The organism is uncultured Fibrobacter sp. (assembly GCF_947305105.1).
Lineage (GTDB): Bacteria > Fibrobacterota > Fibrobacteria > Fibrobacterales > Fibrobacteraceae > Fibrobacter.
Window position 1 is genome coordinate 171,867 of record NZ_CAMZCS010000002.1, and the last position, 16,010, is coordinate 187,876.

The 16,010-nt window shown below is 53.9% G+C and carries 13 protein-coding genes; 8 read left to right on the forward strand and 5 right to left on the reverse strand.

What is annotated here, in order from left to right; translation table 11 throughout:
- Window positions 1–19: 19 nt before the first annotated feature.
- Window positions 20–4,135: a hypothetical protein gene (locus Q0Y46_RS02065; RefSeq protein WP_295681564.1), complete on the forward strand. Its 4,116-nt coding sequence runs from the start codon at window positions 20–22 to the stop codon at window positions 4,133–4,135.
- Window positions 4,136–4,237: 102 nt separating this feature from the next.
- Here Q0Y46_RS02065 and Q0Y46_RS02070 read toward each other — a convergent pair whose 3' ends face one another.
- Together Q0Y46_RS02070 and Q0Y46_RS02075 are read right to left on the reverse strand one after the other, a co-directional pair.
- Window positions 4,238–4,828 carry a DUF1007 family protein gene (locus tag Q0Y46_RS02070; RefSeq protein ID WP_297944307.1) on the reverse strand — a complete coding sequence of 197 codons (591 nt, stop codon included), beginning with the start codon at window positions 4,826–4,828 and terminating at the stop codon, window positions 4,238–4,240.
- A 70-nt stretch (window positions 4,829–4,898) separates the two neighbouring features.
- A complete protein-coding gene (locus tag Q0Y46_RS02075; RefSeq protein ID WP_295681568.1) occupies window positions 4,899–5,711 on the reverse strand; it encodes an RNA polymerase sigma factor RpoD/SigA in 813 nt (270 codons plus the stop codon).
- Window positions 5,712–6,016: 305 nt separating this feature from the next.
- Between Q0Y46_RS02075 and Q0Y46_RS02080 the strand changes: the two genes are divergently transcribed.
- The 6 genes from Q0Y46_RS02080 (at window position 6,017) to Q0Y46_RS02105 (ending at window position 12,693) form a co-directional block, all read left to right on the forward strand.
- Window positions 6,017–6,796: a class I SAM-dependent methyltransferase gene (locus Q0Y46_RS02080; protein ID WP_295681570.1), complete on the forward strand. Its 780-nt coding sequence runs from the start codon at window positions 6,017–6,019 to the stop codon at window positions 6,794–6,796.
- 15 nt (window positions 6,797–6,811) lie between these two features.
- Window positions 6,812–7,924, forward strand: coding sequence for a glycosyltransferase family 4 protein (locus tag Q0Y46_RS02085; protein ID WP_297944311.1), 1,113 nt, complete (start codon window positions 6,812–6,814; stop codon window positions 7,922–7,924).
- Entirely contained in the window at window positions 7,921–8,922 is a 1,002-nt protein-coding gene (locus Q0Y46_RS02090) for a lysylphosphatidylglycerol synthase transmembrane domain-containing protein (protein WP_295681574.1), read from the forward strand. The genes Q0Y46_RS02085 and Q0Y46_RS02090 overlap by 4 nt, the downstream gene beginning before the upstream one ends.
- An 82-nt stretch (window positions 8,923–9,004) precedes the next feature.
- Complete coding sequence (locus Q0Y46_RS02095; RefSeq protein WP_297944315.1) at window positions 9,005–11,167, forward strand: UvrD-helicase domain-containing protein; 2,163 nt, start codon at window positions 9,005–9,007, stop codon at window positions 11,165–11,167.
- Complete coding sequence (murI, locus tag Q0Y46_RS02100) at window positions 11,164–11,973, forward strand: glutamate racemase (RefSeq protein WP_295681579.1); 810 nt, start codon at window positions 11,164–11,166, stop codon at window positions 11,971–11,973. The genes Q0Y46_RS02095 and murI overlap by 4 nt, the downstream gene beginning before the upstream one ends.
- 81 nt (window positions 11,974–12,054) lie before the next feature.
- The gene (locus Q0Y46_RS02105) at window positions 12,055–12,693 is read left to right on the forward strand and encodes a hypothetical protein (RefSeq protein WP_290958103.1); all 639 of its coding nucleotides are present in this window, start codon (window positions 12,055–12,057) and stop codon (window positions 12,691–12,693) included.
- 73 nt (window positions 12,694–12,766) lie between these two features.
- On the opposite strand, the gene Q0Y46_RS02110 is transcribed toward Q0Y46_RS02105, so the two are convergent.
- A complete protein-coding gene (locus Q0Y46_RS02110; protein WP_295685594.1) occupies window positions 12,767–13,504 on the reverse strand; it encodes a pyridoxine 5'-phosphate synthase in 738 nt (245 codons plus the stop codon).
- 12 nt (window positions 13,505–13,516) lie between these two features.
- Window positions 13,517–14,614 (reverse strand): divergent polysaccharide deacetylase family protein, encoded by a 1,098-nt coding sequence (locus Q0Y46_RS02115; protein WP_295685590.1) that lies wholly within the window; start codon window positions 14,612–14,614, stop codon window positions 13,517–13,519.
- A 30-nt stretch (window positions 14,615–14,644) separates the two neighbouring features.
- Between Q0Y46_RS02115 and miaA the strand changes: the two genes are divergently transcribed.
- Window positions 14,645–15,532 carry a tRNA (adenosine(37)-N6)-dimethylallyltransferase MiaA gene (miaA, locus tag Q0Y46_RS02120; RefSeq protein ID WP_297944320.1) on the forward strand — a complete coding sequence of 296 codons (888 nt, stop codon included), beginning with the start codon at window positions 14,645–14,647 and terminating at the stop codon, window positions 15,530–15,532.
- Between the two features lie 284 nt (window positions 15,533–15,816).
- On the opposite strand, the gene Q0Y46_RS02125 is transcribed toward miaA, so the two are convergent.
- Window positions 15,817–16,010, reverse strand: a 194-nt coding sequence (locus Q0Y46_RS02125) for a hypothetical protein (RefSeq protein ID WP_297944323.1), incomplete at its 5' end; no start/stop codon positions are given.

Below are 16,010 nucleotides of genomic sequence, written 5' to 3' on the forward strand. Positions count from 1 at the left end.
TTTTTTGGAGGATAGAGCTATGATGAAGATGGCAAAATGGTTAATTTCCGTTGGCGTGCTAGGATGCGCATCTTTCGCTCTTGGTGCTTCCGGATACGGCGAACCTTCCAATCCCGCTACGGGTATTTGGATTCAACAGGTTGGCGATATCGTCCCGCATGCGGCGACGACAGAAACGCTGTATTATACGAAATACGCGCAGAGTGACCGCGTCAAGAGTCTCGACTATTACTATGACGGTAATGGTTATTTGCAATTGAAAAACAAGAGGATCCTTTGTACAGAAGGTGATGGCATGAGCGGTGCCGATGGTATCGTGCATCACCCGGATGGAAGCCTGATTGTCGCAGCCCAGGGGTCCACCGTCTACAAAGTAAGCAAGACGGCGGGTGCGGGTAAGAAAAAGTGCGTTGTCGCCTCTTCGAGGACTTCGTCTGGTGTTTGGCACTTGATGGTTGACCCGAACCAGAAGTATGTGTGGGCGGCCGGCATTCCGGGAATGTTGCACAGAATCCAGATTACCAGTGACAAGACGAATAGCTTTGATAACCAGAGCTATCGTGTGAAGTTGACGAAAACTTCGGGCGACCGCGTGTTCCATGACTCTCTCGCAACCTTGATTTGGGACAAGGAAGGAAACGCCTTCTTTACGTATTCCAATTACTTTGGCGGTGGTTGTGAAAGGTACGATGATGACCCCAATTCCCCTGTAGGCTATAACTTCCACAGATGTACTTCTGATGAGAAGAAGCATGAAGCTGCGAAGGCGTACTTTGGCTACATCACGGATACGACCAAGGTGTATGTGAAGAACAAGGCGATGGCCGATACGCTCCATGCCCCCATCGGGGATAGCGCCATTACCAAGATGAAAGTCAAAATCTTGATCGATTCGCTTGAAGGCGCTCATGGCGGTACTTACGACCCGTATTCCAATACGATATTCGTGTTCGGCGGTGCAAAGATTGTACAAATCAAGCCCCAGAGGAAGAACGGGACGATGACGGCTACCATCGTGGGAACCATCGACCTGCACGAATATTTCTTTGATGATTCGTATGAGAACTTGACCGAACCCAGAACGGATGACCATGTGGGTTGGCGTCTGGACCAGGGTACGGTTGACGGTCACGGACATCTTTTTGTGGCCTCCAATACCGGCCACATGGTATTTGTCGATTACACTTCCAACTCGCAGAAATATATTACGGATAACATTTTGGTCCATGTCCAGTGGATTGACAACTGGCTCGATGACCTTGCTCCGCTTGATGTCGTTGAAGAAATCCGTTCTAGCGCAAACCAGGGGCATGACAATCTTTCCAGCAGTTCCATGGGCATCAGCTCTAGCAGGCAGGAATACAGTTCCAGCTCCAAGCCGAAATCCAGCAGCTCGAGCAAGAAGGTTTCGAGCAGCTCCAAGACGGGCAGTTCTTCTAGTGGCGGTAACGGCGGTGGCAACACCAGCAGTTCTGGCAACAACGGCTCTTCTAGCGGCGGCAATGGCGGTAACGGAGGCTCCAGCAGCTCTGGCAACAATGGCTCTTCTAGTGGTGGCAATGGAAATGGCGGTTCCAGCTCCGGCGGTAACGGTGGTGGAAACTCCAGTTCCGGCAACAATGGCTCTTCTAGCGGCGGCAATGGAAATGGCGGCTCCAGTGGTCGGGACGGCAATGGTGACGACTTCCCGGACAATCCCGGCTCCAGCGGTAACGATGGTAACGGTGACGACTTCCCGGATGGTTCCAGCTCCAGCCGCGTGTACGTTGGCTTTGATGACTACGAGGACGAAAAGGGTTCGCTCGACTTCTATCCGTCGAACGACAACTACGAAGATGGCGACTCGCTCGTTTCCGAAGTGGGTGTCATGATTCCTGTAGATTCTCCGGAAGGAACGCCGGGTACAATCAAGGTGGGCGAGAACGTCTACAAGAAAAACAACAACCCGATTTCCAAGATGGACCTCCGCTACGGCAGCGGGCTTGACTCGGCTCAGGTGGGCCAGGTCGTGGCCATTGTTCTTGATTCCTCTAAGGTCAAGAAGATTTTCGGCGATTCCATACAGTCTCTCACGGTGATTCCTAGAGGCGACGTGGAGTTGGTGAATCCGGAAGACGCTAGCCGGCCTGATTCCATTGTATTCAATGCCGATGGCTCCGTGGTTATTTGGGTGACTGCCGATACTATCGTTGAAAAGGGTAGCATCTACGTTGTGGGCGATGGCAAAGTGGCAATCATCGATAACATCAACTTCTACGACCCGATTCCGGATGCCATTATCGGTTTCGTCAAGGATACGGATGGTGACAAGGTCCTGGATTTCCAGGAAATCCTCCTCAAGGATACCGTTCCTTCGACTATAACTGTGAAGTCTATCGAGGTTGTCCTCAAGGGTAAAACCCAGAAGGTACACAGCGTTATCGAGTTGAATGCATCCCGCGACAGGCTGTCTATGGATGTGTCCGACTTGACCTTCCCGGAAAAGTTCCCCAAGGACGATGCCTATGCCATTATTACTTACGAAACAGAAAACGGAACATGCTATGCCCGTAAGGTCAAATTGATCGAGGTGGGCGACAACGTTATCAATTCCGCGTTTGCTATTCGTGACAAGTCGGGCAGGGATTCCTTGTTCATCAAGTTCAATATCGACTTGGTCCCTGCAGATATCAACAATCCCGACATGCTTATCATGATAAAGCAGGAACTGGACCGTCACGGATTTAACCTGGACGATATTTCCAACGTGTATATGCCCAGCCGCAATATGGTGGTGCTGGTGGGCAAGAAACTGGGTCTTGTCGGCGACGACAAGGACAGCATCTCGCTTTACCCGAACGTCACTTTCCAGAATCTCCAGTATATCACTTCCGATGAGTACGATCGCGAGGTCCCTGTAAAGGTGATTGACCGTGTGCCTTCTGTGAAGAATGTGGAGTACTGGGATACCGATGGCGATGGCGTTCTGGACCAGATTGTCACCAACTTCTCGAAGAACGTCACCAGCCAGGATCTGGAGATGTTGCACATGTCCTTCCCGTGGTACAGTTTCCGTGGCCTCTTGATCCAGTTGATGGCTAGCCCGGACGAACTCAGCCTCGATCCGGACGACTCTACCCGCATTGTTTGGAACGTTCGCAGCAGCACGCAGCTGACGACTGGCGTGACCAGCATCAGTGACGATCTGCCTCCTGCGACAATCTACACCTATTACGATGTTTTGGGCGAGACGTTTGTCAACGAAGAAAATGCGACGATTGTAGACAAGATGCCGCCGGTCATTGTGGGTGCCGTGCTCAATTACGGCAAGAAGGTGGATTCCTTGGCGGTCACCTTCTCCGAAGTGGTGCAGTATCAGGATCTGGAAGGGCGCGACTACTTCCGCTATATCCATGGCAAGGATGTTATCGACCTGTTGCCGACAAGCATCCTGTGGTCTAGCGATGGCCGTATTGCGACCTTGGTCCTCGACGGAAGCGTTGCGACGATTCTGCCGGGCGACTCGCTCATGGTGGTCCGCGGCTCGAAGGACGATATCAAGGATAACTACGGCAACGTTGCTGGTGAGAAACCGTCGCCTGTTGTCATCGCGGGCTTGCTGAACCACTTGGTGGAATCTACCAAGATGGGCCACTTCGATGATGCCGACGATATGTACCGCACGCTGAGCTCCGTGAACCTGCGCTATGTGCCGAGCACCACGACTAAGGAAGACCTCGAGAAGGAAGGCGCTCTGGGCCAGTTGGTGCAGTTGGGTGAGCGGTTTGTGCCGCAACTTGTCGACCGTGCGCAGATATCGGCCGACGGTACGGTTGACCCGTCTGTACTCGATTCCCTGAAGCCCGAGAACATCTTCATCACCTTCGTGGTGAACTACTACGATCACCTTGGCCAGTACGTGAACGATACTTCTATCACCGTGCAGTGCAATAGCTGGAAGTTCGGCGGCAACTGCTTGGATACGGACAAGAAGGTGTTCGTGAACTGGAACTTCAAGGACCACAACGGCCGCTTCGTCGGTACGGGTGTTTACATGGTCCAGTTCAAGATGGTCGTCCGCTACGAGAAGAAGAAGATCGAAGAAGAAGTCAAGGACAAGTGGGGCGTACGCCGCAGCAAGAAGCGCAAAAAATAATCAGCCTGCTGCCTGATCGTTGAATAAAAGGTTGTCCTGTGCTCCGGCCAGGACACCTTTTTTATATCCCTAGCCTCGTCCCTCGAGCCTCGAACCTCGCGCCTACTTCTTAAATCGCATGTAAAGGCCTTGGATTTCACTCCGGAAGGCGCGGAATAGTGTAAGCCCTTTGAGATCGTCGGCGAAAAAGTCTACGTCCAGTTCGTCGGGCGCCTCGACGTCTGCTTCTTCCATGTCCGTTGTCATCTGGATGTAGTTTGTGGGGTCGTTGACGGCGACGGTAGCCATGGTGTAATCCTGTTTTACGGGTATCGAGAAGGATACTGTGAAATCTAGGGCGAGCTTGCCGTTTTTCATCTCGGCCTTGAAATTCTTTACGCCTTTGGCCGGGAGAAATTCTGTCCCCACCAGGACATAGTTGTAGTAGTTGCTCGAGGCGATGGGGCCCAGTATGCCGTTCTTGAGCTGTTCCGTTTCTTTTGCCGAAAGCTGGCCGTTACCGTCGGAGTCGGCGGAGGCGAACGTCGCTGCGCTGTACATCTCGTCGTACACCCAGTGGTTCTTTATACCGACGAGACCATTGCCGTCGAATACGGCGACGATGGTGGCGTCGACGAACACATGCGGGTGCGCCACGGCCATGGCCGTAAGGCCGGCTGTGAGCAGCATGGCGGATTTTAATGTTCTGCGCACGTGTTTCCTCGTCAAATAAAAAAGGAGGGGCCCAAGGGGCTCCACCAGAAATATATAAAACAGCGGCTCGCTATTTGTTGATCGCAGCGAGGAAGGCGTCCTTCTTTTCTTGGAGGAAGTCCTTGCTGTTGTACTTGCGGATGCGGCGGAGGGCCTGGTCGCGCAACTGACGTACACGTTCGTGGGAAATGTTCATGGATTCACCCACTTCGCGCAACGTCTGCGGAGCTTCTTGGTTGATGCCGAAAATACCCGTGATGACCTTCGCTTCGCGTTCGGGGAGCTGCTCCATGAGATCCTTGGCCAAGGCTTCGACACTCTGGATTTCGGAGTCGGCTTCTGGGTTGGAGGCGGCGTTGTCCGGGAGAACTTCGGCGTAGGTGGCCTTGGAGTCGGCCTTGAGCGGGCTGTCGAAGGAAACGCCGCGCTGCCCAATCTGGATGAGCTCGCGGATTTCTTCGTTGATTTCTTTACCGCGGGACTGCTCGTGCAAAGCCTTACGCACGCGGAGGTGCTGGTTTGCCGGCAAGCGGATGAGGTTGCCCTGTTCGTTGATGGCGCGCGTGATGTACGCCTTGATCCACCAGACGCCGTAGCTGATGAACTTGAGACCGCGGGTGTGTTCGAACGATTCGATGGCGCGGACAAGCCCCATGGCCCCTTCGCTCACCAAGTCCGGCAGCGGAATGGGGCATCCACGGTACTGGATGGCCACTTTGAGCACAAAGCGCATGTTAGCGGAAATCAGCCTCTTGCGGGCAATCTTGTCGCCTTCCTTGGCTCTCTGGAACAGAATCTGTTCTTCTTCTCTAGAAAGAGGCGCGGTGCGACGAATATCTTCAAGGTAACGTTTAAGTGTGGTATCAGTAGAATCAATATGCATTGCGAAAAAATCCTTAGCTATAATATCCATTATTTTCTAAGCAAGTAACGTGCCAATCGTGTAAATTTTTCCAAAGAAAGTTTACGAAAAGGTTATTTTCCCCCTAATTCACCCGATTAGGCGATTGTTGACCCGTTCCGAGCCGAAAAAAAGTCTATAGTTGTCATTAAAACGTTACAATGTAGTAGAAATTATACAAAAATAAAGGGCTGTTAGGCTGGTCTACGTATCTGCCGTGGCGGAGAAAGGCGTTTTTACAGGAATGGTGTGCGTAATCTTCCATTTATTCGTATATTTTGCGCGTTATGTCAATTAAAGAGCCCGATCAATCCGTATGGAATCGCTTTTGGCAGCGGAAGAACGACATGGACAAGGTCTATCCGTCGTCTCCGTCTATCATGAATGCGATAAAGAAGAATTTTAAGCTGGAAGGCCTGAAGGTGCTGGAAGTCGGTGCGGGTACGGGCCGCGACAGTGCCGAACTGGCGCGTCTCGGCGCTGATGTCTATGTCCTTGATTTTGCAGAGAATAGCCTCAAGATTGTAGATGCGCTCCGTGCCAAGGAAAATCTCTACGACAACCTGAAACTGGTGCGTGGCGATGCTTTCAAGGCGCCTTTCCCTGATTGCACTTTTGACCTCGTGTTCCACCAGGGTCTGGCCGAACATTTCAAGGACTCGCTCCCGTTGCTCCAGGAAAACTACAGAATCCTGAAGCATGGCGGATGTTGCCTTTGCGACGTGCCGCAGACGGTTCACCCGTACACGGTCATCAAGCATATCCTGATTGCGATGGACAAGTGGTTTGCCGGCTGGGAAAAGCAGTTCACCATGCCGCAGCTCAAGAAGCTCATGAAGGACGCCGGTTTCGTTTGCGAATACGCTTATGGGGACTGGATGCGCCCGAATCTGTATTACCGCATGCTCCGTGAGTTGGGCTTCAAGGTGGGCGTGGAATTGCCGAAGTACCCGTTGCAGGGGACCATTTATCAGAAGGCGAAGGACGCCTTGCTGGACGCTTTGCAGTCCAATTCTTTGATGCACTACACGCAGCTCTGCATTGGTGTGCTGGGCCGCAAGCCGTAATGGTCGTAAAATCCCGTGAATATCCTCGTCGTCAATTACCGTGACAGAATGCATCCGGCCGCCGGCGGCGCGGAAAAGCACCTGCATCGTATCTTTGCGCGAATCGCCGCTATGGGGCATAAGGTTGTGCTGCTCACGACGATGTTCAAGGGCGCGAAGGACCGCGAAATTGTTGATGGCATCCAGGTGGTGCGTAGCGGGGGAGACTTGCTGTTCCAACTGACAGTGGCGCGCATGGCGAGAAAACTCGACCGCGAATTCCAATTCGACGTAGTGTACGAAGACCTCAATAAACTGCCGCTGTTTACGCCGATTCTTTTTAAGAAACCGGTACTCGTGCAGATGCACCATCTTTGGCGCTCTTCCATTTTCGCCGAAGCCTCGTTCCCGGTGGCGTTAGGCGTTTGGGCGTTCGAACGCGTGATTCCGTTTTTCTACCGCAAGCAGCGCTTTGTCGTGGTGAGCCCGAGTACCAAGGCGGAACTTGCCGGGATGGGTGTTGCCGAAAACCGCATCGATGTGGTTTATAATGGGTCCGATCCGGTAGAACGTCCGGAAACTCCGGCTCCGTTGACTCCGTATTTTTTGTGGCTGTCCAGGGTGCATCGTTACAAGGGCATCTGGGTGGCGCTCCAGGCGTTCGAGATTTTTGCTAAGAAACAACCCGAGGTGAAACTCGTTGTTGCGGGGAACGGCCCGCTGCTCAAGCAGCTGCCCGCCTGGATTGATGCACGTGGGCTTTCGAACCGTGTTGAAATTACCGGATACGTGACCGCAGAACGCAAGCGCGAATTGATGGCTGGCGCTGTCGCCTTGTTGCAGACAAGTTATAAGGAAGGTTGGGGCTTGACTGTGGTCGAAGCGGCCCAACTGGATACTCCCACAATTGCCTCCGATGTCCCCGGACTCCGGGACAGCGTTCAAGATGGCACGACGGGAATCCTGTTCCCTGCAGGGGATGCTGCCGCCTGTGCCGCTGCAATGGAATCCGTTTATTCTAATGCTGGGCTACGCAATTCGCTTGCGACGGCTGCGAAGGAATATGCAAGTACGTTTAGCTGGGACGATGCGGCGAATAAAACTCTTGCCTTGCTGGAACGAACAGCCGGCGGGGAGGATGCAAAATGAGAATGTCTCCCAAGTTAAAGTCTACGTTGGTGTTCTGCCTCAAGTTGTTGGTGACACTTATTCCTGCTTATTTTGTTTATAACAACATTGTCAAGGCCCCGGACTGGAGTATCGATGACTTGTACACGCTGTTCTCTTGGAATAGTGTGCTGCCGTTTGCGCTTGCCATCCTTTGCATGTTCCTCTCGAATTTTTCGGCTTGCCTCCAGTGGAAACTGCTGCTCGAAAAGCAGGGTGTGAAACTTTCGTATTGGCGCCTGCTCAAGCTGTACTATGTTGGGCTGTTCTTCAACAACTTCATGCCGGGCAATGTCGGCGGCGACGTGAAGAAGGTGTACGACATCCGCATGCAGGGCGGGCAAGATACCGTGGGGGCCGGGCTTACGGCGACGTTCTTCGACCGGTTGTTCGGGCTCTTCTTTATTACTTTGTTTGCTATTGCGGTGGGCTTGCTGTTCTTTATGCACGATGCGGCGCAGCGCGCCTTCATGTGGCCATCCCTTTGGATTTTCTTTGGGTTCTGCGTGCTGTTCGCTTCGCTGTTCAGCCGCCGTCTGGGGCTTTTGCTCAATAAGATTCTTTGCCGAATCCTTCCCGAAAAGATTGGACTCCGGTTGACGCACATGTTCAGGCGTTTCCAGAGCTTTAGGACGGTCAACCTGTGGCTTGCCATTACGGGGCTTTCTGCGGTGACGCAGTCGCTGCGCATTTTCGTCCACTACTTCTGCGGCATGGCCGTGGGCGTAGACTTGACGATGTCTTGGTATTTCTACTATATCCCGCTGGTCGCCATCGTGAGTGCGCTCCCGATTTCGATTGGCGGTTTTGGCCCCCGTGAACTTTTGGCCCAGTCCTTGTTCGCCCGTGCCGGTGTCCCTGGGCTTGAGTCCGTGGTTATCCAGCTGCTTGCGTACTTCGTGAGCTTGCTGCTCAGCCTGTTCGGGGCGCTTGGATTCTTGCTCGGCGGTCGTCCTGCCGGCAAAACGTCGGAATCGTAACATTCCTTGGTACGCGCTAACGGCGCGGTCGCCTGTTGATTTATCCACCATTGGGGCAAAGCCCCGTTCGACAGGAGACGTCATGGATGTCGATGGCATTTTGTCTGGCCTGAATTCTGACCAGCGCGCTGCAGTTTTACATGATTTCGAGAAAGGTTCCCAGTTGCTTGTGCTCGCCGGTGCGGGTTCCGGAAAGACTTCGGTTCTCACGAAGAGAATCCAGTACAGGATTGCATCGGGGATGGCTCCCGAAAAAATCCTTGCGCTCACGTTTACGGCGAAAGCGGCCGCCGAGATGCGCGAGCGCGTGCAGGCGCTTTTCCCGGATGCGGGCGTGCGTTTGTGTACGTTCCATTCGCTTGCTCTTTTTATGCTCCGGCAAGTTATCGGGGGGAGGCGCGCTTACGAAATGTTGGGGTTTAAGGCAGCGCCTACGCCACGGGATTCCTCGGACCGGGAATTTTTGGCGAAACTTTCCAAGCTCCACATCAAGGCGTTCAGCCGCGAGGACTTGTTCTCCGACAGTGTGCCGGCTTCGGTGGCTGCGAAACTTGAGGGCGTACGTGCCGAGGTTCTTGAATCCGGGCAGGTCGTGTTTGACGACCTGATTCACTTGGCGATAAGGCTCCTTGCGACGAACGAGGAAGCTTGTGCCTTTTTCCACGAAATATGGGAAGATATCATGGTGGACGAATACCAGGACATCAATCCGCCGCAGTACAGGATGGTGCGCTTGCTCCTTGGCGACCGGAAGAACCTGTTCGTGGTGGGGGACGATGACCAGGCTATTTACGGGTTTCGTGGGGCAGACATTGGCAATATCAATCGTTTTTGCGACGACTTCAAGGATTGTACGATTATCCGACTGGAATGGAACTACCGCTCGGTGCCGGGAGTACTCCACTTTGCAAACGGAATATTTACGAATAAGCCGCTCCGGCTGCGGAAGGTGCTGCGGGCGGGCAACTCCCGTGGCTCGGGCGGGAATCCGCTGTTCCGGGAGAACCGGGATGTGGAAATCTGGGAAAGCGACAATCCGGTCGAGGAAATGATGCGGATTATAGCGCGTATGAAGGAACTTCGCGAGGGGTACGACTTGGAATGGAAGAATTTTGCCATTCTCGTGCGGTACAACAGGTTGCGCCTGTATTACGAGGAAGCGCTTCGCGATGCGCTCATCCCGGTGGCGGGTGTTGCCGAGGACGAAGGGGAAACGGTGGAAAATGGTGTGCATATCGAGACGGTTCATGCCTCCAAAGGGTTGCAATATGCGGTTGTGTTCTATGCGGGGCTTGCGGAGGGGCTGACGCCGGGAGCGTGCGAGGGAAACAGACGGCAGCGCCATGCACAACTTGATGAAGAACGCCGATTATTTTATGTGGGGGTAACCCGTGCCGAGGCGTACCTGATTTTGTTATATTGTCGGAGGAGGTTCTGGAAAGGGCGCCTACGTAATATGCGCCGATCCCGATTCCTCCCGAAACAAATAAAGGATGAAGGGTTTATGCGAATGCCACTTTTTTTGTTTAGGATACGCGTTGTTGTCGGTGCGCTTGGTTATATGTTCTTGCATATACCACTTTTCCTTTATATGTCCCTTTTCAAGCGCAAGGATGCGGACCGGTGGCTGGAGTACAAGATCCAGTGCTTCTCCAAGTTCTGCATGAAGATTCTCTCTGCCAGGCTGACCGTCTTGGATCAGGCGAACTTGGCCAAGGTGGATTGGACGCGCCCGGTATTTGTCATGGGTAACCACGGCTCCTATGTGGATATCCCTGTGGTATTCCTCGCTCTCGAACGCAAGACAGGGTTCATCGCGAAATCCGACCTTTTGAGAATCCCGTTCCTTGGCTTCTGGATGAAGCGTGTTGGTTGTATATGCGTAGACCGCCAGAAAAGCGGTGCTGCAAAGACTGTCCACGAGGCTGTCCGGAATAATCTGAAATCGGCCCCGCTTATTTTTGTGTTCCCCGAGGGGACGCGCAGCAAGACCGGTAAGCTTTCGCCGTTCAAGAGCGGCGGCTTCCGCTTCTCTGTTGAATCTGACGCCATCGTGCTCCCCATCGTGATCAAGGGGACCAGGCAGGTCTGGGAAGGCCGTACCGCGTGGGGCCTCGGCGATGTATCTGTGCGCATTCTCGAACCGATTGACGTGGCCGCCCTCAAGAAGGAACGCGGCGGCGTGCTCGACCCCAAGAAGGACCTCATGCCGATGGTGCGCAAGGCCATGGAGGACAACCTGTGATCGGTGTGTTCGATTCGGGGTTCGGCGGGCTGACCATACTGCGCGACTTGCGCAAGGTGCTTCCGCAGTACGATTACCTGTACCTAGGCGACAACGCCCGTGCGCCTTATGGCTCCCGCAGCTTCGAGACGATTTACCGCTATACGTTGCAGGCCGTGCGTGAATTGTTCGCCCGCGGGTGCCCGCTGGTCATCCTCGCTTGCAACACGGCGAGCGCGAAGGCTTTGCGCAGCATACAGCAGCAGGTCTTGCCGGTGGAATTCCCAGACAGGCGCGTGCTCGGCATCGTGCGGCCCACGGCCGAGGAAATCGGGAAATTTTCCAAGACGGGCCATATCGGCATCTTCGGGACGTCCGGGACCGTGTCGTCGGGGAGCTACCTCCTCGAAATAGAGCATTTTTACCCGGAACTGAAGGTGACCCAGCATGCCTGCCCCATGTGGGTGCCGCTCGTGGAGTACGGCGAGCGCGGTACGGAAGGGGCGAAGTTCTTCGTGAAGAAGGACGTGGATGCCCTCCTGGCCGCCGATCCGGATATCGACACCGTGCTGCTGGCCTGTACCCATTATCCGCTTTTGAAGGACGAAATCCTGGCCGCACTGCCCCCGCATGTCCGCCTCGTTTTCCAGGGGGATATCGTCGCGGGCAAGACCGTGGACTACCTGGAACGCCATCCGGAGATGGAAGTCCGGCTGTCGAAGAACGGGAAATGTTCCTTTTTGACGACCGATACCGCTAAATTTTTCGAAAAAGGCGCTTTTTTGTTCGGAATGTCGGATATTTCGGCGGAGTCATTGACTTTTTAGCGCACAATATGTATTTTGCAGACGTAATCAACGAACCGTTCTCGGTCCGCTTGTATTTTTGTTATTAAGAAAGGATAGAAAATGCCGAAGACTCAGATTAACCTCGAAGGATGGCAGGACTACCGTGGCAACATGGCAGGAAGCTTGCTTTACGTTGAAACCAGTCACCAGTCCGAAGTCCCTGTTCGCGACCAGATGAATGAAAACGGCAAGGGCTTTTTCTACGAGCCGAACTACGAGACCAGCACCTATGGCCTCATGAGCTGCTGCAACGTGAAGAATATTAATGCCATTGTCAAGGCGAAGAGCCGCTACATCCTCTTCGGGACCCGCTACGAGGGCCTGAGCGATTCCGAACTGCGCAACAAGTACCTCATCATGGGTTACATGCGCATCGACAAGATCAAGGACGTGCGTACCCGCCATATCCAGCGTTACATGGCCAACCCGGACCTCCCGGAACCGGAATGCATGTTGCTGGAGCACAACTGGGCCGTTTACGGACCGATGCGTTTTGTTTCCATGAACGATTCCTTCCTCGTGACCGACGAAATCCTCAAGGAATGGGGATACAGGGGCCATGCCTCCCGCCAGCTCAAGGCCGTGTTCAGCAAGGATCACCTGGAACAGATTCTCAACCACCTGAACTCCAAGGAAGACATGATCGACGAATACATCGCGACCGTCGACGAGTACAAGGAAGCCCTGGCGGAAGAGTAATACAAAATAGTTTGTATAGCAAAACCCCCGTTCCGGAAAGGAACGGGGGTTCTTGTTTTAAATAGGTTGTAAACTACTTGTCTGCGTTGCGGATGACGTCAATCATGTCCCTGACGGCGCGGTCCATGCCCACCATGACGGCGCGGCCCACGACGCTGTGGCCGACGATGATTTCGTCGATGCCTTCGATGGCGGCGATGTTCACGGCGTTCCTGTAGTTGAGTCCGCGGCCGGCGAACACCTGGAGCCCGTATTTGCGGGCGAGAACGGTCATGTCCTGGATGGCGGAGATTTCGCGGTCGACTTCCTGGCGGCTACCCATGTCGTAGGCGACTGCGTACTTGCCTGTATGGAATTCGACGATGTCGGCCCCGACTTTCTTGGCGGCCTTGACCTGTTCTGTTTCGGGCTCGATGAACACGCTCACGGCGATGTCGTTGTTCTTGAGTGTCATGACTGCCTTGGCGAGGACTTCCGCTGCGGCGGCCACATTGAGGCCGTCTTCGGTCGAGAGTTCCTGGCGGTTCTCGGGGACGAGGGTCACCATGTCCGGTTGGATGTTGATGGCGAACTGGATCATTTCCTGTGTGGGGGCCATTTCCAGGTTGAGCTTTGTCGTGACGGTGCCACGGAGCAGGCGGATGTCGCGGTCTTGGATGTGGCGCTTGTCTTCGCGGAGGTGGGCGGTGATGCCGTTTGCTCCGGCAAGTTCGGCGATGTACGCGGCGGCAATCGGATCCGGTTCCCTGATTTTACGGGCTTCGCGTATGGTGGCGATGTGGTCGATGTTTATTCCGAGCTTTACAGTCATACAATCTCCTGTCTAATACGAAATAAAAGTAGATAAATTCACGATGGATGTGCCCTGGGCCTCGGCTTTTTTCTGCAAGGTGGCGGCCATGTCGAGCCCTTCGTCGTTCAGGGGGATGACCATGGAGGCTATCCCGTTCTTGCGGGCGTCCTTGAGTTTATGCTTCACGTAGTCGCCGAGGGTGCTGTTGTCGGGGTTGTAGGGGGCGGTGCTGCTGCACTTGATCTTGAAATCCTTGCACGTTTCCGGGACTTTGGTCATCTTGTTGAGGGAAAGGTCGACAAAGGCGAGCTTGTTTGCCTCGAGAGGTTTGAATGTCGCCTGCAGCAGTTGCCTGTGCTCCACGGCCTGTTCGCCGAACCGCGTGGCCACTCCCATGGCATCGGGGAAGGCGGTCTTTGCCTCGTTGATGATTTCGCCGATTTGCTCCTCGGTATGGTGAATTCTTATCGGGCGGTACTTGTTGTGCCTCTTGTTCAGTTTGTTCGATTCCATGTAGAGCCACAGGAATACGTCTTTGTGCTTCACGTGCTTGACATCGGTGACGAATCCTTCGGGCATGTTGAACGGGGTCACGAGCAGCGTGAACGGGTATTCCAGCTTGTTCAGGGCGACAATTTGCTCCGGGGTCAGTTCCGTGACCTGGAACGAGACGGCCAACACGGAGGCGTTGGAGCGGAACACGTTTTCGGAAACTTGCAGCTCCAGGTCGAGCGTGTCGCCTTCGGGCTTGAGAACTTTGAGCCTTGCCGCCTGGAAGACGTTCGGGTTGTCGTGCAGTTCCTCCATATATAATACATTCCCGCCACGGGCCTGGATGAACCGCTGCGCCTGCAACAGGTAGACGATGATGGTGCTGCCCTTGCCGAGAGTCCAGATGTCGAGGTTCTTTTTCTTGTTGAAGCGCGTGCTCAGCACCTGGAGTTCGCTCTTGAGCCCGTCGACAAAGGGGAGGGTATCCTGTGCGCTGGCTTCGGGGGAGGTCTCTTCGGAGACGATGCTTTTCGGGAGCCACTGCTTGCCGAAATCTGTCTTGGGCAGGAAATACACTATGGCCGCAATTATTCCGCAGACAATAAATAGGGCGACGATATGTTTTATCTTGCTCATGGTACTTTTAAATATAATTATATTGGCGACATGCCTATTCTCTTTGCCTTGGCCGGAGCGACCGGAATCGGAAAATCGGAATTGTCCTTGCGGCTTGCCGAACATTATGGTGCCGAAATCATCGGCGTGGATTCCCGGCAGGTGTACCGCGGGTTTACCATAGGCACGGCGCAGCCGTCGGCTAGCGACATGGCCAGGGTGCGCCACCATCTTGTCGATTTTTTGGAACCGGAGCGCAAGTATTCGGTGGGCGAGTTCTGCCGCGACGTGAAGAGCATCTTGCAAGGGAACCCGGAACGCAACTATATATTGGTGGGCGGGACCGGGCTGTACATGCAGACATTGATGCTCGGGCTCCCGCAAATCCCTGCTGTGCCGGAAAGCGCCCGCGAGGAACTGGAAAAAATTGCGCAAGCCGAAGGTGCAGATAGTTTGTACAAGATGGCACTGGATGCAGACCCGGAACTGGCCCAGAGCGTAGAGCCGAACAACGTGCAGCGCCTCATTCGCATATTGGAAGTGTACAGGGCCACAGGCCGCAAGCTCTCGGACTGGCAAAAGGAACGCGAAGGCGGGATCGGGAAACTTCCCGTGATCTGGCTTCAGCGTGAACGTGATGTTTTGTACAAACGAATTGATTTCCGTGTAGACAAGATGATAAAGGACGGCTGGGTCGAAGAAGTGCGTGAACTTTCGAAGACGGTGCCGCTCGATGCTCCCGCATGGCAGAGTTTAGGTTATCGGGAATTGCTGGCAGCGCAGACGGATGCTGAGATGGCGCAGGTCATAGAAGAAGTCAAGAAGAAGACGCGCAATTACGCCAAGCGCCAGCTCACGTGGTTCCGCGGCCAGATGGATTGCGTGCCGGTGGATATGGAAAGTGATCCGTTCAAGATTGTTTTAGACAACGTTGTCTAAATCATTGTGCCGGTGCGCCAGTAGGCACATTTATTGGCGTTGCTTCATATATTGAAGAGAAAAGCGAACAATCCGATGAGGGAAATCGTGGGAAGGTGTTAAAATAGAGGCTAGAGACTCGAGCCTGAGCCTCGAACCTCGCTCCTCTAGCCTCTAGATTCTAGTCTCTAACCCCCTAAATTCCCCTTTTTCTGCGCAAAAACAAAACTTCGATACGGCTGCTCAAAAATAAATGTGAATAGTTTGTGAACTCTTGGTGGTTTTCCCTGCGAAAGAGTAGTGGCTTACCCGTTTTTTACGAAAATAAGAAAAAAATGCGATTTTTCTGCAAAAAACCCCTTGACATTCTCCCTGAAAATTCTATCATTGGCGTCACCCGCGAACGGGACGGCCTGAACGGCCGAACGGGACTGGGACGGAGGCCCCGAGAGGCCGCCGGGCAGATTGAAGGAATCGGAGATGTGCTTAGTGACGGCCC

What these genes read in the sequence shown, in the direction of transcription:
- miaA (WP_297944320.1), top strand. Translation starts at nt 14,645, where the DNA reads ATGCCTATTCTCTTTGCCTTGGCCGGAGCGACCGGAATCGGAAAATCG.
- Q0Y46_RS02065 (WP_295681564.1), top strand. Translation starts at nt 20, where the DNA reads ATGATGAAGATGGCAAAATGGTTAATTTCCGTTGGCGTGCTAGGATGC.
- Q0Y46_RS02080 (WP_295681570.1), top strand. Translation starts at nt 6,017, where the DNA reads ATGTCAATTAAAGAGCCCGATCAATCCGTATGGAATCGCTTTTGGCAG.
- Q0Y46_RS02115 (WP_295685590.1), bottom strand. Translation starts at nt 14,614, where the DNA reads ATGAGCAAGATAAAACATATCGTCGCCCTATTTATTGTCTGCGGAATA.
- Q0Y46_RS02110 (WP_295685594.1), bottom strand. Translation starts at nt 13,504, where the DNA reads ATGACTGTAAAGCTCGGAATAAACATCGACCACATCGCCACCATACGC.
- Q0Y46_RS02075 (WP_295681568.1), bottom strand. Translation starts at nt 5,711, where the DNA reads ATGCATATTGATTCTACTGATACCACACTTAAACGTTACCTTGAAGAT.
- Q0Y46_RS02095 (WP_297944315.1), top strand. Translation starts at nt 9,005, where the DNA reads ATGGATGTCGATGGCATTTTGTCTGGCCTGAATTCTGACCAGCGCGCT.
- Q0Y46_RS02105 (WP_290958103.1), top strand. Translation starts at nt 12,055, where the DNA reads ATGCCGAAGACTCAGATTAACCTCGAAGGATGGCAGGACTACCGTGGC.
- Q0Y46_RS02090 (WP_295681574.1), top strand. Translation starts at nt 7,921, where the DNA reads ATGAGAATGTCTCCCAAGTTAAAGTCTACGTTGGTGTTCTGCCTCAAG.